We start from the raw sequence: 25875 nt of genomic DNA, 5'->3' as shown, positions 1-25875 counted from the left end.
CCTCCTTGCGTGGTATCCGGCCCGTCAGAGCGTGCGGATGCGGGGATCGAGGACGTCCCGAAGCCCGTCGCCGAGAAGATTGAAGCCGAGGACGGTCACCGCGATCGCCAGGCCCGGCAGGACGGCCACCCAGGGGTCGATCAGCATGTACTGCCGGGCGTCGCTGAGCATGAGTCCCCACGACGGCGTCGGCGGCTGCGTGCCGAGGCCCAGAAAACTGAGCGCCGCCTCGGTGAGGATGGCGGTCGACAGCGAGACGGTCGTCTGCACGAGCAGCGGCGCGGAGACGTTCGGCACGATGTGGCGGAGCATGATTGCCGGCGTCGAGGCGCCGATCGCCCGGGCGGCTTCGACGTAGGGAAGGCGGACGACGGCAAGCGTCGGGCCGCGCGCAATGCGCGCGAACGTCGGCGCATAGACAATCCCGATGGCGAGCATCACGTTCGTGAGGCTGGGACCGAGCACGGCGGTGATGGCAATCGCCAGCACCAGGGCCGGCAGCGCGAACAGAATGTCCATCACGCGCATCGTGACGTTGTCGATCCAGCCGCCGTAAAATCCCGCGAGAACGCCGGCCGTTCCGCCGAGGGCCAGGGCCACCGCCACCGACAGCACGCCGACGTACAGCGATACGCGGGCGCCGAAGATGATCCGGCTGAGCTCGTCCCGTCCAAGCTGGTCCGTCCCGCCGGAAAAGCCGCCGCCGGGCCGCAGCAGCGGCGTCGCGATCTGTGCGGCGGGATCGTGAGCGGCGAGCAGCGGAGCCGCGAGCGCGACCAAGACGACGCAGGCCACGAGCAGGCCGCCGATGACCGCGGGCGGCGTGCGCCCGATCCGGCGAGACAGCCGGTCCCTGGCGCGAACGCTCGCCCGTTCGACCGGCAGAGCCGCGGCGCCCAGTTGGCTCACCGCGTTCGGCGACCGATCATTCGTAGCGAATTCTAGGATCCAGGGACGTGTAGGTCAGATCCACGGCGAGGTTGACGAGCACAAACGTCGCGGCGAAGAACATCACGGTGCCCTGCACCACCGGATAGTCGCGCTGGTAGACGCCGTTGAGCAGCGTCCAGCCGAGGCCGGGAAGCCCGAAGATCTGCTCGGTGATCACCACGCCTCCGAGCAGGTAGCCCATTTGCAGGCCCAGCACCGTGATGATCGGGATCAGCGCGTTGCGCAGCGCGTGCCGTAGCAACACGCCCCACGCCGGCACGCCTTTGGCCTGCGCCACCGTGACGTACTCCTGCCCCAACACCTCGAGCATGGAGGATCGCGTCATGCGGACCACCACCGCGGCGAGGCCCAGGGCGAGCGACAACACGGGCAGGAACATCTGCTGGAGATTGACCCACGGCTCGGCCCACGGCGGGACGTAGATCAGGGCCGGAAGCCAGTGGAAAAGGTACGAGGCGGTGATGATCAGCAGGATCGCGATCCAGAAGTTCGGCACGGAGAGCCCCAGGAGGCCGACGATCTGCACCGCCGTCTTCATCCGCACGCTGCGGGAGACGCTGGCCAGGATGCCCAGGGGAATCCCGACGAGCGCCACGCCGACGACCGAGAGCATCGCGAGCTCGACCGTGATCGGCAGCCGGGAGACCAGGAGCGGCGCAACCGGCTGCCCGGACCGGTATGACCAACCCAGGTCCCCGCGCACCATACTGCCGAGCCAGAACAGGTACTGGACCGGCAGCGGCCGATCTAAGCCGAACTGGTGCATCACCGCCGCCTGCTGCGCGGGGCTGAGCTGGCCCTCGGTACCCGCGAGGATATCGACGATCGTCCCCGGCAACAGGCGCACCAGCAGGAAGATCACGACGGACACGCCGAGCAGGGCGGCGACCGTCCAGAGCCCGCGCCGGATGAGATACCGCATGGAACCGGGTCTGCCCGGGGCGCGCCGGACCCGTCAGCCGGCGATCCAGGCCTTCTTCAGGAAGATCCGCCGCCCCGTGAACGACTGACGATACCCGGCGACCTTCGTGGACAGGGCTTCGAGGCTGTACTTGGCGTACCACCACCAGTTCGGCGATTCCTCGAGCAGCATCCGCTGGATTTCGACGTACAGGCTGCGGCGCTGGTCGTGGTTGGCGATCGCGCGCGCTTCGGCCAAGAGCGGCTCGATCTTCGGGTTGAAGTACCCGCCGTCGTTGGCGGCGCCCTTGGAGGCGAAGTACGGATAGAGATAGCCGTCGGGGCCCGGCCGGAACGTGTTGGCGGAGGCGAAGATCTGGCCGCCCTCCTTGCCCACGGTTTTGATCTCCTGGGCGTGCGACGCGACGAAGGCTCCCCATTCCATCTGCACGACGTTGACGTTGATGTTCAACCGCCGCAGCGCCTGCTGCACCACGAGGGTGCTGGCCACGAACTCCGGGTACTGCGGCGAGCATTTGATCTCCACCGCAAAGCCGCCGTTGGGATAACCGGCCTCCGCCAGCAGCTTCTTCGCGCCGTCGATGTCGGCCTTGCGGAACGGCAGCGTGGACGGATCGAGCGACCAGTCGCCGTACCCGGTCGGAACCGGACCGGACGGCACGCCGGCGCCGTACAGCGCCTTCTGGATGATCTCGTTCGTATCCACCGCCATCCGCATCGCGCGGCGCACGCGGGCGTCCCGCAGCGGCCCTTGGCTGACGTTGATGTAGTGCAGTGCCACCCAGGCGTTCGGCGCCTTCATCACCGTGATGCCGGGCGCGTGCTCGAGTTGTGCCACGCCCTGCGCGGTAAGCGCCGCGTACTCGACCTGGCCGGCCCGCAGGGCCGCGAGCCGCGCGTTCTCTTCCGTCAGAATCTTGAACGTCATGCTCTTAAGGTACGGATAGGGCTTGTCCCAATAGTCGTCGTTGCGGACGTAGGTCAGGTGATCCTGGGGCACGTACTCGACGAGCTTGAACGGGCCGGTGCCTATCGCCTTGATCTTGAGGTTCTCCCGCTCGGCGAGGCCCTTCGGCATGATGCCGGACGCGCGGAGCATCGCAAAGGCGCCCAGCAGGTCGGGATAGGGCGCGCTCAAGTCCGTGCGCACCGTCATCGGGTCGACGACCGTGACTTGGCTGATCGACGCGAGCGCGTCCCGCCACGGCGAGGCCGTCTTGGGATCGAGCACCCGGTCGATGCTGTACTTGACATCGTCCGCCGTCATCGGCTGCCCGTTGTGGAACTTGACGTTGGGTCGAAGATGGAAGACGTACGTCTTGCCGCCGTTCTGGATCTCCCACTTCTCCGCGAGGCAGGGGACGACGTTGGTCTTCTCGTCGTACATCGTGAGGCTCTCGTACACGTGCTCGTAACCCTGCAGCGCCGAGAAATTCGAATTGGTGTCGGGATCGAGGCTGACGGGATCCACTTCCTGGGCCGCGACGAGGGTCCCGCCGGGCTTCGGCGTCGCCGCGGCGGCGAACGCCTCCGGCAAATTGCCACGCACGAGATCGTATCCGGCCAGGCCTCCCCCGAGCGCAAGCCCGCCGGCCAGGATCTGGCGCCGGGTCATCCGTCCGTCAGACGTCGAGCGTGCCATACACCCACCCCCCTGGATCGATAACGCGCGTCAATCCCTGAGACTACGGCCCGCCGATGGCAGAGGTTCGTTCCATAGCATCGGGCGGTCTCCCTGTACCTCGCCGCCCGCGGCGGCCTACGAGTAGCGGAGGCGCGGGTCGAGAAAGTCCCGCAGCCCGTCGCCGAGCAGGTTCAGGCTCAGCACGCTGAGGACGATCGCCGCTCCCGGAAAGATGCTGATCCACCACGCCTGCCGGAGGTACACCTGGCCCTCGCTGATGATCCCGCCCCACGTCGGAATCTGCGGGGGGATCCCGACGCCGAGGAAACTCAGCGCCGCCTCGCCGAGCATCGCGTAGGCCGTGATGAAGGTCGCCTGGACGATCACCGGCGACGCCGTGTTGACGAGGATGTGCCGCAGCAGGATGCGCCAGAGCGACGCCCCGACCGCGCGGGCGGCCTCAACGTACTCCTGGGAGGCGACGACCAGCACCGACGCGCGGACGATTCGCGCGATGCGCGGCGTATAGACGAAGCCGAGCGCGATCACGACGTTCCGGGCGCTCGGGCCGAGCGACGCCATCAGCGCGATCGCGAGCAGGATGTCCGGAAACGCCATGAGCCCGTCCATGATCCGCATCAAGACGCGGTCCGCCCGGCGGTTGGTGCCGGCGACGAGGCCCGCCGCGATTCCGGCCGTCGTCGCGAGCAGCGTGACGAGCGCGCCCACGGCCAGCGACAGCCGCGCTCCGTAGAGCGTCCGGCTGAGGATATCCCGGCCGAACTCGTCCGTCCCAAACGGGTGCGCATGGCCCGGCGCCGCGAGGCGGGCCGGCACGTCGAGGGCGATTGGATCGTACGGCGCCAGCTGCGGCGCGAGCAGCGCCGCGCCGAATACGGTCAGCAGCAGGACCAATCCGACCGCCACGATGCGGCGGCGGCGCACCATTCGCGCGAGCAGCGTCGCGGCGCCTCGGCGCCCGCCCGCGCGCCGCGACGCCGGCACTCCGCCCGCCGCCGGAGGCGCGATTTGCCCCGCCGCCCTCAATACCGGACTCTCGGGTCGACCACGAAGTACATCATGTCAACCGCCAGGTTGACGAGCACGTAGATCGTCGCGACCAGCAGCACCACGCCCTGAATGACGGGGTAGTCGCGCCGCAGCACCGACGAGACCACGAGCTGCCCGATCCCCGGAAGGCTGAACACCGTCTCCGTGACGACCGCGCCGCCCATCAGCGCGGCGAAGGTCAGGCCGACCACGGTGAGGATCGGGACAAGCGCATTGCGCATCGCGTGGCGGAAGATCACCCGAGGTCGCGGCAGCCCCTTCGCGCTCGCGGTGCGGATGTAGTCGTTCCCGAGCACGTCGAGCAGACTGCTGCGCGTGAACCGAATAATCAGCGACGAATTCGGAAGGCCGAGCGCGAGCGCCGGCAACAACAGGTAGTGCAGGCTGAGCCCCAGGCCGGCGCCGGGCGGCCGGTACCCGGACGACGGCAGCCAGCCCAGGTCGACCGCGAAGAGCACGATGAGCGACAGCCCGAGCCAAAAGCTCGGCACGGCCGCCCCCAGCATCGCGAGCGCGAGGCTGGCCTGGTCGAGCCACGAGTTGCGGAAGACCGCGGACACGACGCCGACCGGGATGCCGATCGCGAGCGCGACGCCGAGCCCGAGCAGCGAAAGCATGGCGGTCGGACCCGCGTGCTCGGCGATGTCGGCCGTCACCGGGAGGTGCAGGAAGAACGACAGGCCGAGGTCGCCCCGCACCGCCCGGCCGATCCACAGCGCGAACTGCAGCGGCAGCGGCCGGTCGAGGCCGAGATCGTGCCGCAGCGCGGCCACCTGCTCATCGGTCGCGTCCTGCCCGAGCAGGATCCGCGCCGGATCCCCGGGCGTGACGTGAATCAGCATGAACACTACGACCGCGACGACCAGCAGCACCGGCAGCAGTGCCGCCAGCCGTCCGGTCAGGTACGACAGCACGCGCTACGCGGCCGGACCGTCCTGCGCGGACGGGTTCACTTCACCGCGGCGACGTTCCACGGGACGATCCAGTACGAGGCCCGGAACGTCTCGAGCGCCCGGCTGCGCAGCAAGAGGCCGTAGAACTCGCCGGGCCGGACGATCGGCGCCTCCTTGTACATGAGCGCCTGGAGCTTGGCCCACGTCTTCACGCGGGCCGCCGGATCGGCCTCGCTCGTGAACTCGCCGAGCAGCGCGTTCTTTGTCGAAGTATCGTACCACCCCGGGTACGCGGAGCTGAACACTGTGATCAGCGCCGGGTCGGGGACGAACCCGTGCGAGGTCGTAAACATGTCGTAGTCCGCGGGCTTGTTGCGGTGGTCGAGGACGCCGGCCCACTCCAGCACCTGCATGTCGACGTTGAACCCGGCGTGCTGCAGCTGCGATGTCGCCACCACCGTACTCTTGAACATGTAGTCGTACTGCTGGGTGGTGAGCCAGCGCACCGGCTGGCCGGCGTACCCGGCTTCTTTCATCAGGTCCTTGGCCCGCGCGACGTTGTGCACGTTGTACCATTCCGAGCCCGCGGTCGTGTACCACGGCGTGCCCTTCGGGTAGATGCTCGGGTACAGTGAATACAGATCCGGATTGCCGAAAGTCGCGGACATGATCGGCTGCATGTCGAGCGCGACCAGGACGGCCTCGCGGAGCTTTTCGTTCGCCATGATGCCCTGTTTCTTGTTGAAGAAGAACGTGAGAAACGACCCGGGACGGATGATCTCCGGGACGACGCGCTGGTCGTTCTTCAGGCTCGCGTAGGCGTCCTGGTTGATGCCGTCCGCGACGTCGTAGTCGCCGCTCTGCACCCCGGCGATCCGCGTCGCCACCTGCGAGACGGGGTAATACAGGACCTCGTCCGCCCACGCCTCGCGCTTGCCGGCGTAGCCGCTCAGCGGCTCGCTGCGCGCGGCGTAGTGGTCGAACCGCGCCAGCTTGACGTAGCGGTCCGGCGCCCACTCAACGAAACGATACGGGCCGGTGCCGATGAACTGCTTGATCGGGCTGGTGCCGGCCGCCTCGGCGATCTCGCGAGGCATGATCGCCGCGGCGCCGTTCGGCAGGGCCAGAAAAGCGAGCAGCGGCGCGTAGGGCCGCTTGAGCTTCATCACCACGCCGTCGCCGATCGGCTGGACGCTGTCGACGTACTGATAGACGGAAGGCCCGCGCGGGCTGACCCGGCCCCAGCGGTTGAGCGAGGACACGACGTCGGCCGGCGTCATGTCGCGGCCGTTGTGGAACGGCACGTTCTTGCGCAGCGTGAACGTGTACGTCAGGCCGTCCTTGCTGACGGTGTACCCGGACGCGAGCAGCGGCTGGATCCGCCAGTTGGCGTCGAAGATGAACAGTTCCTCGAAGACCGGGAGCGTAATCGTGGACGTCAGATCGGCCGTCGTCGCGACCGTGTCGAGCGTGAGCGGCTCGCCGATCTCGGCGATGCGAAGCGTGCCCCCGCGGCGCGGCGCCGCCGCCGCGGTCCCGACGGCCAGATCCCCGCCGAGCCATCCGCCCGCGGCCGCCGCGGCCGCCCCCCCGAACAGACCGCGCCGCGTGATTCGCGTCAGTGCGTCCGTCCTGTCCCCCTGGTTGCCCACAGCCGTCCTCCTCAGCCGAAGAGTCCCCTCGTCTTTACCGCGGCGGCGCCTTCTCCCTTCGCCCGGGTAAGACACGGACGTGGCCGCGATACCGGTCTGGCGTTGGAGGAGTGGGAAGTGCGGTTCCGCGAGCTGCTGATCGTCGAGGAGCGCCCGCGGCTCGCCTCCCCTCCGTACGCGGGCGCCGACTAGCGCACGCGGACGAACTTCTGCAGGCTGCGCAGCTCGCGGGGCGGCGTCAGCGATTTGCCGCGGATCGTGTACGACACTTCGCCGACGTAGACGTCCCCCCGCGAATCGACCGCCACCGCGTGCGGCGCGACGAACTCTCCCGGACCGCTGCCGGGCAGCGGCGCGCCGATGCGCGCCAGACGCCGGCCGGACGGCGCGAAGATCTGGAGGCGCGCGCCGAGGTTGTGGATGCCCTCGCTAACCCCGATGCTCGAGCACAGCTCGCCGACGTAGACGCGGTCCTCGTCGCCCTGCCGGTCGACGTACAGACCGCAGGGCCGGTAGAGGTTGTTCCACTGGCCGACGAAGCGGCCGCCCGAGTCGAAGATCTGCACGCGGAAGTTCTCGCGGTCGGCGACGTACACGCGCCCCGTTCGATCGACGCCGACATTGTGCGGGAGGTTGAATTGGCCGGGGTCCGTGCCCGGCTCACCCCACGACCCCAGGTGCCGGCCGTCTGCCGTGAACCGGTGCACCCGCGTGTTGCCGTAGCCGTCCGTGATGTAGAGCGAGCCGTCCGCGGCGAGCGCGACGTGCGTCGGCCGGTTGAACGGCGTGCCGCTCCACTTCGGGGCCGGTTGGTTCGGCGTCCCGATCGTGAGCAGCACCTTGCCGTCGAGGGTGCAGTGCCGGATCGTGTGGTCGCCGTCGTCGACCAGCCAGAGGGTGTCGTCGGGCGCCATCGTCGCGGCGTGGGGCCGGGTGAACATCCCCTCGCCCCACGAACGGAGAAACGTGCCGTCCCGGTCGAGCACGATCATCGGATGCGTGCCGCGGTTGAACACGTAGACGCGGTCCTGCCCGTCCACCGCGACGCCCGAGACTTCCAGATACGACCAACCGTCCGGCAGCTTCCCGAAACTGTCCTGGACGTCGTAGGTGTGCTCGTCGCTCCCAACGCGCATCGCGCCCTCCCCGCTTCGGCAGGTCATCGAGGTTGTTCGTGGACCCGAGCGACGTTCACCTGCAGAAATCCCGAGGGCGTGGCCCCGCGCGGAGCGGCGGCGGATCCCGCGCAGACCGCTTGAGCGTGTTGTTCGGCCGTGCGAAGGACATCTCCCGCGGCTATGCGAAGTCGGATCGCACCATGGCAGGCCGCCACTTTCTGCAGATCCCCGGTCCGACGAACGTGCCCGAGCGGATCCTCCGCGCGATGGACCGCGCCGTCGTCGATCACCGCGGGCCGGATCTCGCGGCGGTCGTGCACGAAGCGGTCGCCGGCCTCAAGCAGGTGTTCGGGACCCGGCGCGGCGAGATCGTGCTCTACCCCGCCTCGGGCACGGGCGCGTGGGAAGCATCGCTCGTCAACACGCTCAGCCCCGGCGACCACGTGCTCGCGTTCGTGAACGGACACTTCAGCCATTTGTACGCCGAATGCGCGCGACGCCTCGGCCTCACGGTCGACGCCGTCGACGTGCCGTGGGGCGACGGCGTGCCGCCCGAGCAGGTGGGCGAGCATCTCGTGCGGGACGCCGGCCACCGGTACCGGGCGGTCCTCGTCGTTCACAACGAGACGTCGACCGGGGTGACGAGTGATCTGGCGGCGATCCGCACGGCGATCGACGCGGCGCGGCATCCCGCCCTGTTCATGGTCGACGTCGTGAGCGCCCTCGGCAGCATCGACCTGCGGTTCGACGACTGGAAGATCGACGTCGCCCTGACCGGCACGCAGAAGGGTTTGATGCTTCCGCCCGGCATGGCGGTCCTCTGCGCGGGCCCGCGGGCGCTCGAGGCCGCGGAGCGCGCGGCGCTCCCGCGATACTTCTTCGACTGGCGGCCGGTGATCCGCGAGATGCAGCGGGGGTACTTCCCCTATACGCCGGCGACCCTGACCCTCTACGGGCTCCGCGAGGCGGTGCGGATGCTGCTCGAAGAGGGGTTGACCAACGTTCTCGATCGGCACCGCCGGCTGGCGGAGGGCGTACGGCGCGCCGTGTCTGCCTGGGAGCTCGAAAACCTCTGCGCGCGCCCCGAATGGCACTCCAACAGCCTCACCGCGGTGGTAGTGCCGCGGGGCGCGGATTCAGATGCCGTCGTGCGGACTGCGGCCGGACGGCTCAATCTCTCGCTCGGCGTCGGGCTCGGCCGCGTGAAAGGCAAAGTCTTCCGGATCGGGCACCTCGGTGCGCTGAACGAGCTGGAGGTCCTCGCGACGCTCGCGGGCACGGAGCTCGCCTGCACGATGGCCGGCATCCACGTGCCGCTCGGCGCCGGTGTGACGGCGTGCGAGCGGTTCTTCGCGGAGCAGTACGCGGCGGCCGTCCCCGCGCCGTCGCGCTAGCCGCGCGCCTACCGGCTCGAAAGCAGCCGGTCCACCGCCCGCCGGTCGGGCACGCTTCCCGATTCGCAGCGCAGCGCCGCCGCGGCCGCGCCGAACCGCAGGCAGGCCTCCGGACCGCGTCCCTCCGCCAACGCAAGCGCGAACGCCCCGTGGAAGACGTCACCCGCGCCGGTGGTGTCGCGGGCCGTCACCTCGAACGCCGGCAGGCGGCCGTCCGCATGGAGCACGCCGTCCGCTCCGAGCGTCACCGCACCCCAGAGGCCATCCGCGCGTAGAGACTCGAGCAGCGCGGGAGCGCCGCCGCGGCGCGCCGCCACGTCCTCATCGGCGATGATGTGGGTCGCGGTGCGGACGAGCGCCCACACCGCCGGGCTGTCCAGGTCGAAATCCACTACGACGGGGAGCCCGCGCGCGCGCGCGGCCGCGGCGAGAACGGCACCCGCGCGCGGGAGCCGGCTGTCCACGAGCACCGCCTGCGTCCGGTCGAGCGCGTCGATCGGGGCGAGGTACGGCTCGTCGGGGAGCCCCTCGCCGGGATAGGCGGTGATGAACCGCTCGCCGCCGGGCACGATCGCGATCGACGACACCGGGGTCCGGCCGCCGGGGAACACCTGCGTGTGCCGCAGGTCGACGCCGTACGACTTGAGGAATGCGGCGACGCGCGTTCCGGCCGGGTCCCCGCCCAGCGACCCCGCGAAGATCGCCGCACCGCCGAGACGCGCAACCGCCGCCGCGGCCACGGCGCCCTGCCCGCCGAGCTCCTCCGCGTATGCGCGCGCCGGCATGCGTCCGGTGGGCGGCCACGCGTCGACCCAGAACCGGTGGTCCAGCACGGCAAGGCCGAGCACCAGGACGCGCGCCACGCTGCGCTCAGTGTACCGGAGGACAGCCGGACCCGAGCGGGGTTACGACGGCGCGCGGACCCGCGCGCGCTCGGCCGCGAGGCGCCGGAAGTTGCCCTCGTCGATCATCCGGCGGTGGTCCGGCGAGATGCCGCTTTCGTCGAGGTCGGCGAGGGTGTCGCGGATGTAACGCGGGCCGCCCTCGGGATCGAACGGCGTGTCGCTGCCGAACAGCACACGCTCCGGCGGAAAGTACGCGAGCCCGCAGCGCATCCCGTGGGCCGACCCGAAGAGCGCGGTGTCGGCGTAGAACCGGCGGAAGTACCAGGCCGGCGGATGTGCCAGCCGCACCGGCAAGGTCTCGGCCTTCCCTTCTTCGCCGCGCGTGCCGAACTGCTCCCAGCCGCCGTTCATCCGGCCGGACATGTACGGCGCCATCGCGCCGAGGTGGTGGGCGATGATCACCGCGTCGGGATGGCGGTCGAAGAGGCCGGTGAAGACCAGGCGCGCCATCGCGATCGTCGTTTCGTACGGCCACCCGAAGATCTGCCACAGATCGTACAGCGACTGCGTTTCCGTCACGTAGTCGGGGAAGCTCGCCGCCCGCGCCGGATGCAGAAAGATCGGCATCCGCCGCCGCGCCGCTTCCTCGATCACCGCGAGCGTGGCCGGCTCGTCGAGCGGCCGGCCCGCGACGTTGGAGTAAATCTGCACGCCGAAGAACGCCGGCTCTCCGGCCAGCCGCTCCAGTTCCCGCATGCTCGCGTCGGGGTTGTTCAACGGCAGGCCGCCGAACGCGCCGGCGAACCGGTCGGGGTGCACGGCGACGAGTTCGGCCATCCCATCGTTGCCGAGCCGCGCCAGATCCGGCGTGGCGTCCGGCGGTCCCAGGCGGTCGATCGACGGCAGCGCGAGGGAAAGCACCTGCCGGTACTCGCCGAAGACGTCCATCACCCGGAACCGCACGTCGAGATCGTAGAGACACGGGATCCCTTTCATCCGCTTCGCCATGAAGAAGCCCGGGATCTCGTTGAGCCGTGCGAAGTAGCGCGTGGGCAGGACGTGCGTGGCGACGTCAATGCGCATGGGCATTGGGTACGCCGCGGTGGAGCACGCTCCTCCAGCGGCGCCGGGCCGCGGCCTGCGTCGTGCTCGTGTTCCGGGCGCGACCGCGGGCGAGGGCTCCCGCTCGGCCTGGGTCACGCCACGCCCGCCTAGGACTTCGCGTCGGGTCCGCCGCCCACGATCGCCTGTCCCCCCTGCACGACGAGCGCGACGCGCCGCAACGCGGCGATGTCCGCCGTCGGATCGCCCTCGACCGCCACCAGGTCCGCAAGCTTGCCCCGCGCGACCGTCCCGAGCCGGTCGCCGGCGCCGAGCGCCTCCGCCCCGTGCCGCGTCGCCGCGACCAGCGCGTCGGACGCGCTCATCCCGCACTCGACCATATAGGCGAGTTCCTCGGGCAGCGACTCAAACCGGCCGAGCCCGAAGAAGATGTCCGTGCCGGCCGCCATCGTAACCCCGGCGGCCATCGCGATCTGATAGCTCTCCACGTGCCGCTTCGCCCGCACCGGGATCGAGCGCATCATGGGAACGGCCTTGTACTCCTCCCAGCGGTCCATGATCAGCTTCGAAACGAGGAGCGTCGGCACCATCGTGATCCCGCGGCCGGCCATCGCGCGCGCCGTCTCCTCGTCCAGGTCACAGCCGTGCTCGATCGTATCCACACCGGCGCGGATCGCCATCTTGGTGGACTCGAGCAGCGAGGCGTGGCAGGCGACGCGGCGACCGAGCCGGTGCGCTTCGTCGACGATGGCGTTCAGCTCGTCCTGGGTAAACTCCACGACGTTCAGCGGGCCGTTGGTCGTGACTTTGATGCAGGCGGCGCCCGCCTTGACCTGCTCGCGCACCGCGCGGCGGCAGTCATCGGGGCCGTCGGCCTCGCGCGCGAACCCCGGCGGCGCGGGCGCCTCGGAGCCGTGCCCGCCGGTCATGCAGATGATCTGGCCGCAGGGATAGACGCGCGAGCCGGCGATCTCGCCCCTCGCCACCGCGTCCCGTACCGCGATCGCCGCTCCGGCCTGCGTGCCGACGTCGCGGAGACATGTGATCCCGGCGGCCTGCGTGGCCCGCACGTTGCGGGCGGCCGCGAGCGCGACCGAGGCCGCGGTGGGCGCCGCGCCGCGCGCGCCCCACCCCAGGTGCACGTGGAGATCGATCAGGCCCGGAAGCAGCGTACGGCCCGTGAGCTCGAGGGTCCGCGCGGATGCGCCGCCGGCGTCCGGTGCGTCGCCGTCGAGCACGTCGGCGATGCGATCGCCGTCGATCACCACCGTCCGGAGGCGCGGAGCGCTCCCCGTGCCGTCGAACACCCGCGCGCCGCGCAGAATCAGCCCGGCCATGCCCAGCCCCTCCCCGAGGTCAAATCTGCAGCCGGGGATCGAACGCGTCGCGCAGCCCGTCCCCGACCAGATTGAACGCCATCACCGCGAGAAAGACGCAGGCGCCGGGGAACAGCGACACCCACCACGCGACGCCCAGGTACTCGCGGCCGTCGGCGATGATGTTGCCCCAACTGGGCTGCGGCGGCTGCACGCCGAGCCCGAGGAAGCTCAATCCGGCCTCCGTCAGGATCGCCAGCCCGACCCGCAACGTCGCCGAGATCACGATCACCGGCACCACGTTCGGCAGCAGGTGGCGGACGATGATGCGGGCGTTCGACGCGCCGGTGGCGCGGACGGCCGTCACGAAGTCGCGCGACCGCAGCGCGAGCATCTCAACGCGGACCAGGCGCGCGGCCGGCGGCCAGGCGGTCAAGCCGATGATCCAGATCAGCCGGCCGACGCTGGGGCCGAAGAGCGCGAGAAACGCCACGGTCAGGAAGAACACCGGGATCGCGAGCACGACGTCGGTGACCCGCATCAGAACCGCGTCGGCCGCCCCGCCGAGATAGCCCGCGAGCGTCCCGACGAGCACACCGGCGACGATCGAGACGAGCATCGAGAGTACGCCGATCGCGAGCGACACGCGGGACGCGACGACGATGCGGCTCAGGATGTCGCGCCCCAGATCGTCGGTGCCGAGCAGGTAGCGCCCGTCCGGCGCGTGGAGGATGTCGAGGACGTGCGGCGCGGACGGCGGGTACGGCGCGAACCGCTGCCCGCCGGCGGCGACGAGCAGGAAGAACACCATGATCGCGGCGCCCATGATCGCGCGCGGGTTGCGGACGAACCGATGCCACGGGCCGCGGCGGCGGCCCGCCGCGACGGCGCGCGCGGGAGCCGGTGCGGCGGCGGGAGCGATCTGCGCGCTCATCCGTGCCGGATCCGCGGATCCAGGTACAGGTATCCCACGTCCGCGAGCAGGTTGCTGAGCACCACGAGCATCCCGGCGATCGCCGTCGTCGTCAGCACCGTGGGGTAGTCGCGCGACAGCGCGGCGCCCACCGCCAGCCGCCCGAGCCCCGGCAGGGCGAAGATCGACTCCACGATCACCGAGCCGCTGAGGAGAAACGGCAGCAGGAGCGCCGTGATCGTCACGACCGGCAGCAGCGAGTTGCGGGCCACGTGCTTGAGGAGCACGGTCCGCTCCGCGAGGCCCTTGCTGCGCGCCACCTTGACGTAGTCCTGACTCAGGGAATCCAGCAGCGACGACCGCGCGTAGCGGACCAGGACCGGCAGGATACCGAGCGCCTGCACGACGGTCGGCATGATCAGGAAACGCCAGATGACGAACGGCGAGTATCCGGCGGTGCCGGTCGGACGGATCCCGCTCGCGGGCAGGAGACCCAACTGCTCGGTGAAGACGAAGATCAGCACCAGCCCGAACCAGAACGTCGGCAGCGAGATCCCGAGGAGCGAAAACAGCGTCGCCGCGTGATCGACCACGCTGTAGGGCCGGGTCGCCGACAGAAACGCGATCGGCAGGGCGAGCGCCCCGGTCAGCGCGACCGACGCGAGCGTCAGGATGAGCGTCGTCGGCAGCGCGTCGGCGACCTGACGCATGGTGGGGCGCCGGTCGCTGAAGCTGCGCAGCCGGCCGGTGAACAGGTCGGCCATCATCGACACGTACTGCACCGGCAGGGGCCGGTCCAAACCCAATTCGTGGCGGAACTGGGCGATGTCGGCGGAGCCGCGCTGCTCCGGCGGAATCAAGAACTGCACCGGATCGCCGGGCGCCAGCACCAGCAGGGCGAAGGTGATCGCGGTGATGCCGAAGACCAGCGGAACGAGCGCGACGAGGCGGCGGACGAGATAGCCGGCCACGGACCGCGGCGGGGCGGACGCGCCCCCTACCGCTCCTTCCAGCGGGGCAGCGATTTGAAGAAGGCGCTGAGCGAGTCGATGTCTGCCGGCACCACAAAACGCCGGCGGATGCCCCAGAGAACGTCGGGGCGCACGGTGAGCACGCGCGGCGCGTCCCGGATGACCAGCTGCTGAATCTCCGCGTAGACCGCCTGCTGCCGGGCGCGGTCGCGGGTCAGGATCGCCTCGTCGAGCAGCTTGTCCATCTCCGGGTTGTTGTATCCGAGGGTCCGGGCGCCGATGCCGCTGCTCCGAAAGTTATTGTCCAGCTCGGCCTGCACCGGGATGAGCAGGTTGAACCACGCGAGCCCGGCCAGCTCGAAATTCCCGCCGGGCGTGTAGTAGCGGCTGAAGAAGTCGCCGAACTCGACCGCCTGAACCTGGATGTCGATGCCGACCGCGCGCAGATACTGCTGGATCAAGAGCGCCTGATTTTGATAGTCCCTGCCGGCAAGGAATCCGTACTTGACGGCGAAGCGCTGCCCGCCCTTCTGGAGGATGCCGTCCGATCCCGGAGTCCAGCCCGCCTCGGCCAGCAACTGCTTCGCCCTGGCCGGATCGTACGAGTAGCCCCTGATGTTCTTGTCGTACTGCCAGAGGCTCGGATGGATGGGGCTCTGCGCGACGGTACCGAGCCCCTGGTACAGCGCGCGCAGCATCTCCGGACGGTTGATGGCGTACGCCATGGCCTGGCGGACGCGCACGTCCTGGAAGATCGCCACCCGGAAGTTCGGCGCAAACCAATAGTAGGTATCGCCGGGAACGCGCAGGACCGTGATCCGCGGATCGCGCTGGAATGTCCGGTAGGCTTCGGGAATGACGCGCCCCGCGTCGATGTTGCCGGCGCGCAACTCCGCGGCGACGGTGGCGTCATCGGGAACGGCTTTCAGCACGAGCCTCGGCAGGGTCGGCGCGCCGCCCCAATAATCCCGGAACGCTTCGAACGTAATGCTCTCCCGCTCCCGCCAGTCCGTAAGCCTGTACGGTCCGGCGCCGATCGGCCGGCGCGTGAACGGCGCTTCTTGTATCCGGTCCACGTCGAGCCCGGCGAGCGCGTGGGCCGGAAGAATGGCTACCGTGCCGATCTGCTCGTAGAAGAACGGATACGGCCGGTTGAGGATGAACCGGACCGTCTTCGGATTCACGACCGTGATGCCGGTCACGTGGGGCGTCTTGGCCGCCTTGTACTCCTGGGCGCCCGCGATCTCGAGCAGCGCCGGCGGCGTGGTCGGATATTTCGGGTGCAGGTACAGCTCGTACGTGAACTTGACGTCCTGCGCCGTGACCGGCGTGCCGTCCTGGAACCGGGCATCCCGCAGCGTGACGAGATACGTCTTGCCGTCGGGCGAGACCGGATACCGCGCCGCCAGCCGGCCGCCGACGTTGCCCCGTGCATCCACCGCCGTCAGCGAGTCATTGATCAACTGGCCGACCTCCGCCGCGACCGCCTGGCTGACGCCGAGGAGACGGGACGGCAGGTTGGAGATCGCGACGACGGCCTGGGCCGGCGCGTCGCCGCGGGCGGGGGCGCCCGCCAACCCCGCCGCCAGGCCGAGGACGAGCAGCGCCGCGGCCGTGCGTGTCTTCATCGGTCCCCTAATGCACCGCCCAGCGCGGCACCGAGCCGAAGAACGCGCGCAGCGAGTCAATCCCGCCCGGCAGCGCAAAGCGCTTCCGCACGCCCCAGATGACGTCCGGCCGGATGGTCATGACGCGCGGCGCATCCTGAATGATGATCTGTTGAATCTGGGAGTAGATCGCCCTCTGCCGGGCGCGGTCGCGTGTCAGGATGGCGTCGTCGAGCAGTTTGTCGAGCTGCGGATTGCTGTACCCGAGCAGCTTCGACACGCTGCCCGTGCTCTTGAAGTTGTCCTCGAGCTCGCTCTGCGGCGGGAACAACAGGTTGAACCAGGCGATCCCGACCACTTCGATGCTGCCGCCCGGGGCGAAGTAGCGGCCGAAGAAGTCGCCCCGCTCGTGCGCCTCCACGTCCACGTCCATTCCGATCGCGCGCAGGTACTGCTGCACCAGCAGCGCCTGGTTCTGGTACTCCTTGCCGGCGAGGAAGCCGTACTTGAACTTGAACCGCTGGCCGCCTTTCTGGAGGACGCCGTCCGGGCCGGGGGTCCACCCCGCCTCCGCCAGCAGCTGCTTCGCCTTCGCCGGATCGTACGTATAGCCCTTGATCGTCTTGTCGAACTGCCAGAGGCTCGGATGGATCGGACTCTGCGGGATCGAGCCGAGGCCCTGGTAGAGCGCGCGCAGCATCTCCCGGCGGTTGATCGCGAACGCCATCGCCTGCCGCACGTGCACGTCCTGGAACATCGGCATCCGGACGTTCTCCGCGAACCAGTAGTACGTGTCGCCCGGCACGCGCACGGTGTTGACCTGCGGGTCCCGCTGAAAGCTCCGGTACGCGTCGGGCAGGATCCGGCCGGCGTCGATGTTGCCGGCGCGCAGCTCCGCGAGCACGGTGGCGTCTTCGGGAATCAATTTCAGGATCACGCGCGGCAGGCTCGGCGCACCGCCGTAGTAGCTCGGCGACGCATCGAAGGTAATGCTCTCCCGCTCCCGCCAGTCCGTGAGACGATACGGCCCTGCCCCGATGGGCTTCCTGGTGAACGGCGACTCCTGCAGACGCGCGACGTCCAACCCGGCGAGCGCCTTGGCCGGGAGGATCGGGGCGTTACCGATCTGCTCGTAGAAGAACGGGTACGGCCGGTTCAGAATAAAGCGGACCGTCTTCGGGTTGACGACGGTGATGCCGGTCACGGACGCGCCCTTCCCGGCTTTGTACTCCGGCGCGCCCGCGATCTCGAGCAGCGCGGGCGGCGTCGTCGGGTACCTCGGATGCAGGTACAGCTCGTAGCTGAACTTGACGTCCTGCGCGGTGATCGGCGTACCGTCCGAAAACTTGGCGTCGCGCAGCGTGACGAGGTAGGTTTTCCCGTCCGGCGAGACGGGGTATTTCGAGGCGAGCCGGCCCACCACGTTGCCGGCCGCGTCGACGGTCGTCAGCGAATCGTTGATGAGCAGACTCACGTAGGCGGTGACCGCCTCGCTGCTGCCGAGGATGCGGATCGGGAGCCCCCACATCGCCACCACTGCCTGGGCGGGTCCCTGACCGCGCGCGGGCACGCCGCCCACGCCCGCCACAAGCAGTACCGCCAGTACGATCGCACCGGCCCGCATCCTCATTCCAAGACGCCTCCCTATGGCTGGGACTTCTTGCGCGGCCGAACTTCGAGCCGCAGAAGCGATTCGAGACCTCGGATCATCGCGGTCGCGTCCTGGGCGCCGTACCCAAACGCCCGCGCGAGCTGCATCAGCTCGACGGCGCCGTTCGCGGCCGGGAGCGGCACCGTCATCTCGCGCGCCAGCGCCGTCGCTTGGCGGATATCCTTGTAGGCGAGATCGAGACGGAAACCGACCCGCTCGAACTCCCCGGCGAACACCTTCGGCACCATCCCCTGGAGCGCCGGGCTGTTCGACGTCGAGGACGCCAGCATCGTGAAGAACTGCTCGACGTCGAGGCCGGCCGCGGCGGCGAAGGCGAACCCCTCCGCGATGCCGGCGCTGGCGATGATGCCGATCATATTCTGAATGAGCTTCGCGGTGTGCCCCGCGCCGACCGGCCCGAAATGATAGATGTTGGACCCCATCGCGTCGAAGACCGGGCGCACGTCGGCGAGCGTCGCGGCGTCGCCGCCGACCATGATCGTCAACGTGCCGTCCTGCGCGCCTTTCGGACCGCCGGTGACCGGTGCGTCCAGAAACCGTCCGCCGGCCCCGGTCACGCGGGCCGCGATGCGCCGGGTGTGCGGCGGGAAACTCGTCCCCATGTCGATGACGGTGTGTCCGGCGCCCGGCGAGCCGGCGCTTCCGAAGAGCAGCGCCTCCACGTCGTCCGCGGTGGGCAGCATCGTGATGATGATCTGCGACCGCCCGATCGCCTCCGCGGCGTTCGGCGCCTCGACCGCGCCCTTCGCGACGACGCGGTCGATCGGCCCGCGCGAGCGGTGCGCGACGACGGCGACCCGGTGGCCAGCGGCGAGCAGGTGACCGACCATCGGCTCACCCATGATGCCCGCACCGAAGAACGCGATCGTGGCCATCCCCACGCTCCTTTGCGCCGCCGGGGCGCACCCGCCCGCATCTGCAAACTATGTGCGGCGTCTCTCTGATTCAGTTTGGGCCGGAGGACTCCTGTCCGCCCGGCGAGAACGCGAGTCGCCATGCCCCGCTCGCGTCCGCGCGCATCCACCGACCATATTCTCGTCGCCGTCCGCGACCTCACCGAGGCCGCCCGAAGGTTCGAGACGACGTACGGGCTGCGCGCGCTCGAGGGCGGGCGCCACCCGGGCGTCGGCACCGCGAACATGATCATCCCGCTCGGGTCCACGTATCTCGAGCTGATCGCGGTCGTCGATAACGCGGAAGGCGAGCGGTCTCGGATGACCCGCCGGATCACCCGCGCGGTGGAGGACGGCCGGACGTTCGCGACCTGGGCGGTGCGCACCGACAACCTCGACGCGCTGCGGGAGCATCTGCTCGGCGCGGGCCTGGAACTCGCCCCGCCCGTCGCCGGCGCGCGTCAGCGTCCCGACGGGGTCACTCTGCGGTGGCGGAGCCAGATGCTGGTCGAGCCCGGCGAGCCGAGCGTGCTGCCGTTCGTGATCGAATGGCAGGTGCCGCCGGGACAGCATCCGGCCGAAGCGAAGGTCGAGCACCCGTCCAAGGCGCGCGGTATCCGCACCGTACGGCTCGGGGATCCCAATCCTGACGCGGCGGGCGCGCGGTTCCGGGAGCTGCTCGGCGAGGATCTCAACGTCGCGTTCGAGCGCGCGGCCGCGAGCGGCGTCGCCGCGGTCGAACTGGACACGCCCGGCGGCGCGCTGACGGTCGTCTAGCGGGCGCCGCCGCGTACGATCCGGCTACGGCTTGAAGAGGCCCCGCCCGACGGCCGCCACTTTGCCGTCGGCACCGGTCACTTCGACGTCCGCGACCGCGAGCGATCGGCCGACCCGAACGGGCTTGGCACTTGCCAGAAGATCGCCGGATTTCACGGGGCGCAGGTAATCGATCCGCAGGTCGACCGTCACGACGTCGTGACCGACGGCGGCGATGATCGCGAAGGTCCCCGCGATGTCGATCAGGGATGCGATCGCCCCGCCGTGCACGTACTGCGCGAGCTCGTCGTCGCCGGCGATCAGCTCACCCCGAAACGGCATCCGGACGACCACCCCGTCGGCGGCGGCGCGGACCATCTCCAGACGCAGCAGCCGGGCGTACGGCGACTGGCGCAGCACCTCCGGAAGCGTCGCGAGCGGAAAGATCGACACTACACCCCTCCCTTGAGCGTCCCGACCGCCTCGACCGCGCGCGCCCGCAGCGCCAGCCGGTCGACTTTGCCGGTGCTGCCGAGCGGCGCCTGCTGCACGAAGAACACCTCACGCGGATGCGCGTACGCCGGACCCCGCGACAGGAAGAACTGCTTCAGCTCGCCCGCGGTCGCGGACCGCCCCTCGTGCAGCACCACAAACGCCACGGGCGCTTCGCCCTTGACGGCGTGCGGCACCGGCACCACGAACGCCTCGCGGACGGCCGGGTGCAGCAGCAGCAGGTCCTCGACTTCCTTCGGATAGACGTTCTCGCCGCCGACGTTGATCATGTCGTCGACGCGGCCGAGGATATAGTAGTAGCCCTGCTCGTCGGACCGGACGAGGTCGCCGGTGTGCAGCCACCCCGCGGGATCGAATTTGGCCGAGGTCAGATCCGGCGCCTTGTAGTACCCGCGGGCGAGGCCGGGATTCCGGACCCAGAGCTCACCGGACTGCCCCGCCCCCGCGTCGCGCCCGTCCCGGCCGACGACCCGGACCTCGCAGCCGGGCAACGGCAGTCCGCAGCTGCCGACCTTCCGCGGACCGAACCGCGGGCTTTCGAAGACGACGGGGCCGCCCTCGGTGAGGCCGTAGCCTTCGCTGATGCTCGCGCCGAACGTGTCCTCGAACTCCCGCAGCAGGTCGGGCGGCACCATCGCCGAGCCGCACGCGGCCCAGCGCAGCGACGTCACGTCGTACTCCGCGAGCAGGCGTTTCTGGTTGAGAACGAGCCGGAACATCGCCGGGGTGCCGGTGATGTAGGTGCACCGGTACCGCGCGATGGCCTTGATCACCTCGGCCGGGTCGAAGCCCGGGAGAATCACGAGCGCCCCGCCCGCCATCAGGATCGGCTTCACCGCCGCGGCCATCGCGTTCTTGTGGTAGAGCGGCACGGCCACGAGCGCGCGGTCGCTCTCGTCGAGCATCATCACGCGCCGCACCATGTCGCCGTTCCAAAACTGGCCGGCATGGGTCAGCAAGACGCCCTTCGGGCGGCCGGTGGAGCCCGAGGTGTACGGCTGCATGCAGACGTCGCCGGGCGCGGCCGCGGCGCTCTCGACCGTCTCCGGGGCGTCCCCGAGCAGGCGGTCGTACGACAGCGCGCCCGCCGGCAGATCGCCGGTCGACACGAGCGCACGGAGGCGCGGCACGTCGGCGCGCAGGCGCGCCGCGACATCTCGCAGCGTCCCCGACGCGACGAGCACTTCCGCGTCGCAGTGCTCGACGCAGTACCGCAGCGTGTCATAGCCGGCCCGGATGTTGAGCGGCACGGGCACCGCGCCGGCGCGCATGCCGCCGAAGATCGCTTCCACAAACGGCCACTCGTTCGGAAACAGGAGCGCCACGCGCGCCCCGGGCCGCACGTCGAGGCCGCGCAGCATTCCCGCGACACGGTTCATGCGGGTGTCCAGTTGCCGGTAGGTCAGCGTGACGTCGCCCTGGATGACGGCCGGGCGGTCGGGGAACACCCGCACCGGCACGCGCGCCAGATCGCCAAAGTTGCCCCGGTAGGCCGTATTCATCTTGGGCCCACGAGAGGCCGTCCCGGGGCCTCCGGCGCCGGCCGGGGACGCCGCGCCGCTATTCGAGCGGATGGATGATCACCTTCCCGATCACCTCGCGGTCTTCGAGCAGCCGCTCGCCTTCCGCGGTCTGCGCGAGCGGCAGCACGCGGCCGATCACCGGCCGGATCCGCCCGGCCTGAACCGCCGCGAGCAGCGCGAGAAGGTCCTCGCGCGTCCAGCCGTCGGAGCCGAGAATCGTGAGCTCTCTCACCCACACGTAGCGCAGGTCGGTGACCGCCTCGAAACCGGTGGTCGCGCCGCAGGTGAGGAGCCGGCCGCCCTTGCGGAGCGCGCGCAGGCTCCTCGACCAGGTCTCCCGGCCGGTGTAGTCGACGACGACGTCGACGCCACGCTTCTCCGTGAGCCGCCAGACCTCGCGGTCGAACTCCACGTCGCGGTAGTTGATCAGGTGGTCGGCGCCGAGATCGCGCAGTGTGCCCAGCTTGTCTTCACGGGAGGCCGCGGCGTACACGGTACAGCCCGCCATCTTCGCGATCTGCACGCACGCCGTGCCGACGCCGCCCGCGGCGCCGAGGATCAGGATCCGCTCGCCGGCGCGCACGGCGCCGCGTGTGAGCATCATCCGCCAGGCGGTGCCGTAGGCGATCGGCAGCGCCGCCGCCTCGTCGAAGGAAAGGCCGTCGGGCAGCGGGATCAGGTTCGCCGCGGGCACGAGGGCGTACTCCGCGAGCCCGCCGGGGACGTCTTCACCGATCGCGCCCCCCGGGACCGCCGGATCGACCAGGACGCGCTGCCCGACGACGATGCCCGGCGCCGCGCCCGCAGACTCGACCGGTGCCGCCGGGCCCAGCGCTTCCACCACGCCGGCGATGTCGCCGCCGGAGGTGAACGGCAGCGGCGTGTGCTTGCCCGGCATGCCCCGCCGGACGAAGATATCGAGATGGTTGAGTCCGCAGGCGTGGACGCGCACGATCGCCTGGCCCACCCCGGCGCCGGGCGCCGGCGCAGCCTGCTCGAGCTGAAGCCTATCGCGTCCGCCGTGCTCACGGATCACGATCGCGCGCATCCGTACCTCCCTAGAGCCGGTGCCGCGGATCCAGGTAGTCCCGGACCGCGTCTCCGAGGAAATTGAACGCCAGCACTGTTGTGAAAATTGCCACGCCGGGAAAACCGGCGATCCACCACGCCTGGGGTAGTTCGCGCCCGGTGCTCACCATCGCCCCCCACTCCGGTGTCGGCGGCACCGCGCCGAGCCCGAGGAAGCTCAGGCCCGCCGCCGTGATGATGGCCGCCCCCAGGTCCACCGTCGCCAACACGATGATGCTTGCGCGGATGTTGGGCACTATCGCGCGCAACAAGATCCGCAACGGCCGCTGCCCGATCGCCACCGCGGCATCCACATATTCCATTCGGCGGATGTTCAACACCTCGCCGCGGGCGAGCCGCGCGTACGTCGGCCACCACACCAGCACCATCGCAAGCCCGGCGTGAAGCACGCCCGGCCCCAGGGCGACCGCGATCGCCATCGCGAGAATGATCGACGGAAACGCCATGATGACCTCGGTCGCGCGCATGATCAGTTCGTCGGCGCCCCCGCCGGCATAGCCGGCGACGGTGCCGATCGCCATGCCCGCGACGGCGGCCACCGAGACTACGCCGACGCCGATCAGCAGCGTCACTCGACCGCCGTACAACACGCGGGTGTAGATGTCGCGACCGAGGTCGTCTGTGCCGAAGAGATGCCGCGCGCTCGGCGGCTGCAGGGTCTCGTCCACGCGCTGCTCGTCGTAGCCGTAAGGGGACAGGAGCGGCGCCGCGGCCGCGACCGCCGCCCACGCCGCCAGCACGATCAACCCCACGATAACCCCGGTCCTCCGCCAGGCGCGCCGCGATCGGACAGCACGCACCATCTCCACAACCGCCGCGGGCTCGGCGGCACGCACCGCAGCGTCGAGGCTACTCGTAGCGGATCCTCGGGTTGAGGTAGGCGTAGAGCACGTCGACGAGGAGGTTGAGAAGTACGTAGAACACGCCGATCACAAGCGCGATGCCCATCACGGCGGGAAAGTCGAGGTTGCTCGCGGACATGAACGCATAGCGGCCGAGGCCCGGCCACGAGAAGATCGCTTCGGTTAGAACGGTGCCCGACATCAGCTGCGCGTACAAGAGCCCCATCACGGTGATGATCGGAATCAGGGCGTTGCGCACGGCGTGCCGCCACACCACGCGCGCGTCGGCGAGTCCCTTCGCGCGGGCGGTGCGCACGAAGTCCCGGGCCAGCACGTCGACGACCGTGGCGCGGGTGATGCGCGCAATAAACCCCATGCCGGCCGTCGCGAGCACCACGGCCGGCAACACGAGATGGGCGAGCGCGTTCCGGAACACCAGCCAATTGCCCCGCACCAGGCTGTCGATCACGTACATGCCCGTGATCGGCGGGCCCGGATCCAACCCAGGGTCGAGCTGGCCAGGCGGCGGCGCCCACCCGAGCACGAAGTAGAAGACAAAAAGCAGCAGGATCGCATACCAGAAGATCGGCAGCGCGACCCCAACGGCCATGACCGAGCGCACGACCAGGTCGACCGGCGTATCGCTGCGGACCGCCGCGGTGACGCCGAGGAGGCCGCCGATGACGATCGCGCCCAGCATGCCGGCCGTTGCGAGTTCGACCGTTGCCGGCAACGACAGGGTCAGCTCCGTCCTGACCGGCTGTCCGGTCGCGATCGAGGTGCCGAGATCACCGCGAGCGAGACGGCCGAGGTAGACTGCGTACTGCACGGGCGCAGGCCGGTCGAGGCCCCACTTGTGCCGGAACGCCGCCACGAGCTGCGGATCCTGCGCGGCATGGTCGCCGAGACTCGTCAGCACAAGATCCGCGGGCAGCGCGTGCGAGATCAGGAACGTGAGCAGGGTGATGCCGATCAGGGTCGGCAAACTGAGACCGAGCCGCCGGATGATGTACCGAGCCATGGAGCGATCCGCCGATCAGCCGTCGACGGCCGGAGCCCTGGCCGGCGACTTCATCGGATAACGTACAGGTGGTTATCTCCCTCGGTCAGGACCTCGTGGCCGTGTTCGGTAATGAGGACGGTGTCGCTGACGCCCAGGCCGTGCTTCGGATAGTCGAAGACGGTCGGGAGGATGTGGAAGATCATGCCCGGCTGCAGCGGCTCCACCTCGCCCTCTCGCAGCTGGAATGTCTGCGCCTCGCTCCAGTCCGGAGGGAACGCGGCGCCGAGAGAGTAGCCGGCCTTGTGGCGGAACAGGTCACCGCACCCTCCGTCAACCATGACCTTGCGAACGGCGCGGTCCACCTCCTGCGCGGGATTGCCGGGCTGCATGTGCTCGAGACCGGCCTCGATGGCCCGCCGGCACAAGTCGACGCGGTCGATGACCTCCTTGGGCGGGTCGCCGACGAAGGCGGTGCGCATCATTGCCGCGTGGTACCGCTTCACCGACGCGCCGATCTCATGGTAGACGACGTCCCCGGTCCTGATCGTGACGCCCTCCGGCGCCGCGTGCGCCATGGACCCGTGGACGCCGGTGAGGATCATCGGCGGCTCCGCGACCACCTCGCTGCCATGCCGCAACAGGTAATCGTACGCGGTGGCCATCACATCGTTCTCGGTGAGCCCGGGGCGGATCGAGCGAATCGCGGCCTGCATCCCACCCGACAGGATCTTGGCCGCCTGCCGAGTATAGGCCTGCTCCGCGGGAGACTTGATGAGCCGGAGGCGCTCAATGATCCCGGTCCCGTCGACCCAGTTGGTGTGCGGGAGCCGTCGCTGCAGGCCTTCGAATTCGGTGAACGTGAAATACCACGCCCCTTTGTCGAAGGAGACGGTGGCACGATCGAGCCGGTACTTGCCGAAGATACGCGCCGTCGCGTCGAGATAGTCCTCCGAATCGTCCCAGTATTCGGCGCGCCCGGTCCAGGAGGTTCCGTCGATCACATTCTTCTCGACATACCGCGCCAGGTGGATCGGATCGCCTTCCACCGGCACGAGCAGGACCATGTAGTAGAAGTAGCCCAGCGTGCGGAACCCGGTCAGCCAGTAGTTGTTCTCTGGAATCGACACGAACATGGCATCGATCCCGCGCCGCCGAGCCGCGGCCTGCACGCGGGCCACCCTGGCCCGGTATTCCTCGGTGGTGAACGGTCTGTCGACCGGCGATACCGCGCTCATGCGTGACCTCC

The 25875-nt window shown here is 69.7% G+C and carries 23 protein-coding genes; 2 read left to right on the top strand and 21 right to left on the bottom strand.

Annotated elements, in window-relative coordinates; translation table 11 throughout:
* Positions 1-24 precede the first annotated feature (24 nt).
* The 7 genes from VFL28_05545 to VFL28_05515 all read right to left on the bottom strand — a co-directional run bounded on the left by VFL28_05545 (position 25) and on the right by VFL28_05515 (position 8248).
* The gene (locus tag VFL28_05545; GenBank protein ID HET7264113.1) at positions 25-909 is read right to left on the bottom strand and encodes an ABC transporter permease; all 885 of its coding nucleotides are present in this window, start codon (positions 907-909) and stop codon (positions 25-27) included.
* A gap of 16 nt (positions 910-925) precedes the next feature.
* Positions 926-1873 carry an ABC transporter permease gene (locus tag VFL28_05540; GenBank protein ID HET7264112.1) on the bottom strand — a complete coding sequence of 316 codons (948 nt, stop codon included), beginning with the start codon at positions 1871-1873 and terminating at the stop codon, positions 926-928.
* Positions 1874-1906: 33 nt separating this feature from the next.
* The gene (locus VFL28_05535; GenBank protein ID HET7264111.1) at positions 1907-3514 is read right to left on the bottom strand and encodes an ABC transporter substrate-binding protein; all 1608 of its coding nucleotides are present in this window, start codon (positions 3512-3514) and stop codon (positions 1907-1909) included.
* Between the two features lie 117 nt (positions 3515-3631).
* A complete protein-coding gene (locus tag VFL28_05530; protein HET7264110.1) occupies positions 3632-4444 on the bottom strand; it encodes an ABC transporter permease in 813 nt (270 codons plus the stop codon).
* A 95-nt stretch (positions 4445-4539) separates the two neighbouring features.
* Positions 4540-5481: an ABC transporter permease gene (locus VFL28_05525; GenBank protein HET7264109.1), complete on the bottom strand. Its 942-nt coding sequence runs from the start codon at positions 5479-5481 to the stop codon at positions 4540-4542.
* A 35-nt stretch (positions 5482-5516) separates the two neighbouring features.
* Positions 5517-7112 (bottom strand): ABC transporter substrate-binding protein, encoded by a 1596-nt coding sequence (locus tag VFL28_05520; protein HET7264108.1) that lies wholly within the window; start codon positions 7110-7112, stop codon positions 5517-5519.
* A 188-nt stretch (positions 7113-7300) separates the two neighbouring features.
* Positions 7301-8248, bottom strand: a complete 948-nt coding sequence (locus tag VFL28_05515) for a peptidyl-alpha-hydroxyglycine alpha-amidating lyase family protein (protein ID HET7264107.1) — start codon at positions 8246-8248, stop codon at positions 7301-7303.
* Positions 8249-8430: 182 nt separating this feature from the next.
* On the opposite strand from VFL28_05515, the gene VFL28_05510 reads away from it, so the two are divergent.
* Positions 8431-9624: an aminotransferase class V-fold PLP-dependent enzyme gene (locus VFL28_05510; GenBank protein ID HET7264106.1), complete on the top strand. Its 1194-nt coding sequence runs from the start codon at positions 8431-8433 to the stop codon at positions 9622-9624.
* Positions 9625-9632: 8 nt separating this feature from the next.
* Here the strand turns inward: VFL28_05510 and VFL28_05505 are convergent, their stop codons facing one another.
* The 8 genes from VFL28_05505 to VFL28_05470 form a co-directional block, all read right to left on the bottom strand.
* Complete coding sequence (locus VFL28_05505) at positions 9633-10487, bottom strand: PfkB family carbohydrate kinase (protein HET7264105.1); 855 nt, start codon at positions 10485-10487, stop codon at positions 9633-9635.
* Between the two features lie 42 nt (positions 10488-10529).
* Positions 10530-11558: an amidohydrolase family protein gene (locus tag VFL28_05500; protein ID HET7264104.1), complete on the bottom strand. Its 1029-nt coding sequence runs from the start codon at positions 11556-11558 to the stop codon at positions 10530-10532.
* A gap of 122 nt (positions 11559-11680) precedes the next feature.
* Positions 11681-12868 (bottom strand): amidohydrolase family protein, encoded by a 1188-nt coding sequence (locus tag VFL28_05495; GenBank protein ID HET7264103.1) that lies wholly within the window; start codon positions 12866-12868, stop codon positions 11681-11683.
* A gap of 19 nt (positions 12869-12887) precedes the next feature.
* Positions 12888-13781: an ABC transporter permease gene (locus VFL28_05490; GenBank protein HET7264102.1), complete on the bottom strand. Its 894-nt coding sequence runs from the start codon at positions 13779-13781 to the stop codon at positions 12888-12890.
* Positions 13778-14731, bottom strand: coding sequence for an ABC transporter permease (locus tag VFL28_05485; protein HET7264101.1), 954 nt, complete (start codon positions 14729-14731; stop codon positions 13778-13780). The genes VFL28_05490 and VFL28_05485 overlap by 4 nt, the downstream gene beginning before the upstream one ends.
* 26 nt (positions 14732-14757) lie before the next feature.
* Complete coding sequence (locus VFL28_05480; GenBank protein HET7264100.1) at positions 14758-16359, bottom strand: ABC transporter substrate-binding protein; 1602 nt, start codon at positions 16357-16359, stop codon at positions 14758-14760.
* A 7-nt stretch (positions 16360-16366) separates the two neighbouring features.
* Entirely contained in the window at positions 16367-17968 is a 1602-nt protein-coding gene (locus tag VFL28_05475) for an ABC transporter substrate-binding protein (GenBank protein HET7264099.1), read from the bottom strand.
* A 14-nt stretch (positions 17969-17982) separates the two neighbouring features.
* Entirely contained in the window at positions 17983-18885 is a 903-nt protein-coding gene (locus VFL28_05470; protein HET7264098.1) for an NAD(P)-dependent oxidoreductase, read from the bottom strand.
* Between the two features lie 120 nt (positions 18886-19005).
* On the opposite strand from VFL28_05470, the gene VFL28_05465 reads away from it, so the two are divergent.
* Entirely contained in the window at positions 19006-19680 is a 675-nt protein-coding gene (locus VFL28_05465; protein HET7264097.1) for a VOC family protein, read from the top strand.
* A gap of 24 nt (positions 19681-19704) precedes the next feature.
* On the opposite strand, the gene VFL28_05460 is transcribed toward VFL28_05465, so the two are convergent.
* The 6 genes from VFL28_05460 to VFL28_05435 are packed head-to-tail and all read right to left on the bottom strand — an operon-like array spanning position 19705 to position 25864.
* Positions 19705-20112, bottom strand: coding sequence for a PaaI family thioesterase (locus VFL28_05460; protein HET7264096.1), 408 nt, complete (start codon positions 20110-20112; stop codon positions 19705-19707).
* Positions 20112-21674, bottom strand: coding sequence for a class I adenylate-forming enzyme family protein (locus VFL28_05455; GenBank protein HET7264095.1), 1563 nt, complete (start codon positions 21672-21674; stop codon positions 20112-20114). Before VFL28_05455 ends, VFL28_05460 begins: the two co-directional genes overlap by 1 nt.
* Before the next feature lie 58 nt (positions 21675-21732).
* The gene (locus VFL28_05450) at positions 21733-22743 is read right to left on the bottom strand and encodes a zinc-binding dehydrogenase (GenBank protein HET7264094.1); all 1011 of its coding nucleotides are present in this window, start codon (positions 22741-22743) and stop codon (positions 21733-21735) included.
* Positions 22744-22753: 10 nt separating this feature from the next.
* On the bottom strand, positions 22754-23587 hold the full coding sequence (locus VFL28_05445; protein ID HET7264093.1) for an ABC transporter permease: 834 nt from the start codon (positions 23585-23587) through the stop codon (positions 22754-22756).
* 46 nt (positions 23588-23633) lie between these two features.
* Entirely contained in the window at positions 23634-24647 is a 1014-nt protein-coding gene (locus tag VFL28_05440; protein ID HET7264092.1) for an ABC transporter permease, read from the bottom strand.
* Between the two features lie 50 nt (positions 24648-24697).
* Positions 24698-25864 (bottom strand): Xaa-Pro peptidase family protein, encoded by a 1167-nt coding sequence (locus VFL28_05435; protein ID HET7264091.1) that lies wholly within the window; start codon positions 25862-25864, stop codon positions 24698-24700.
* Positions 25865-25875: the final 11 nt, after the last annotated feature.

Source organism: bacterium (assembly GCA_035691305.1).
Taxonomy (GTDB): domain Bacteria; phylum Sysuimicrobiota; class Sysuimicrobiia; order Sysuimicrobiales; family Segetimicrobiaceae; genus DASSJF01.
The sequence above is the reverse complement of the archived record's forward strand: the minus strand, read 5'-3'. Positions and strand labels throughout refer to the sequence as shown.

What these genes read in the sequence shown, in the direction of transcription:
- VFL28_05540 (HET7264112.1), bottom strand. Translation starts at nt 1,873, where the DNA reads ATGCGGTATCTCATCCGGCGCGGGCTCTGGACGGTCGCCGCCCTGCTC.
- VFL28_05535 (HET7264111.1), bottom strand. Translation starts at nt 3,514, where the DNA reads ATGGCACGCTCGACGTCTGACGGACGGATGACCCGGCGCCAGATCCTG.
- VFL28_05530 (HET7264110.1), bottom strand. Translation starts at nt 4,444, where the DNA reads ATGGTGCGCCGCCGCCGCATCGTGGCGGTCGGATTGGTCCTGCTGCTG.
- VFL28_05515 (HET7264107.1), bottom strand. Translation starts at nt 8,248, where the DNA reads ATGCGCGTTGGGAGCGACGAGCACACCTACGACGTCCAGGACAGTTTC.
- VFL28_05510 (HET7264106.1), top strand. Translation starts at nt 8,431, where the DNA reads ATGGCAGGCCGCCACTTTCTGCAGATCCCCGGTCCGACGAACGTGCCC.
- VFL28_05500 (HET7264104.1), bottom strand. Translation starts at nt 11,558, where the DNA reads ATGCCCATGCGCATTGACGTCGCCACGCACGTCCTGCCCACGCGCTAC.
- VFL28_05495 (HET7264103.1), bottom strand. Translation starts at nt 12,868, where the DNA reads ATGGCCGGGCTGATTCTGCGCGGCGCGCGGGTGTTCGACGGCACGGGG.
- VFL28_05490 (HET7264102.1), bottom strand. Translation starts at nt 13,781, where the DNA reads ATGAGCGCGCAGATCGCTCCCGCCGCCGCACCGGCTCCCGCGCGCGCC.
- VFL28_05480 (HET7264100.1), bottom strand. Translation starts at nt 16,359, where the DNA reads ATGAAGACACGCACGGCCGCGGCGCTGCTCGTCCTCGGCCTGGCGGCG.
- VFL28_05475 (HET7264099.1), bottom strand. Translation starts at nt 17,968, where the DNA reads ATGAGGATGCGGGCCGGTGCGATCGTACTGGCGGTACTGCTTGTGGCG.
- VFL28_05470 (HET7264098.1), bottom strand. Translation starts at nt 18,885, where the DNA reads ATGGCCACGATCGCGTTCTTCGGTGCGGGCATCATGGGTGAGCCGATG.
- VFL28_05465 (HET7264097.1), top strand. Translation starts at nt 19,006, where the DNA reads ATGCCCCGCTCGCGTCCGCGCGCATCCACCGACCATATTCTCGTCGCC.
- VFL28_05455 (HET7264095.1), bottom strand. Translation starts at nt 21,674, where the DNA reads ATGAATACGGCCTACCGGGGCAACTTTGGCGATCTGGCGCGCGTGCCG.
- VFL28_05450 (HET7264094.1), bottom strand. Translation starts at nt 22,743, where the DNA reads ATGCGCGCGATCGTGATCCGTGAGCACGGCGGACGCGATAGGCTTCAG.
- VFL28_05445 (HET7264093.1), bottom strand. Translation starts at nt 23,587, where the DNA reads ATGGTGCGTGCTGTCCGATCGCGGCGCGCCTGGCGGAGGACCGGGGTT.
- VFL28_05440 (HET7264092.1), bottom strand. Translation starts at nt 24,647, where the DNA reads ATGGCTCGGTACATCATCCGGCGGCTCGGTCTCAGTTTGCCGACCCTG.
- VFL28_05435 (HET7264091.1), bottom strand. Translation starts at nt 25,864, where the DNA reads ATGAGCGCGGTATCGCCGGTCGACAGACCGTTCACCACCGAGGAATAC.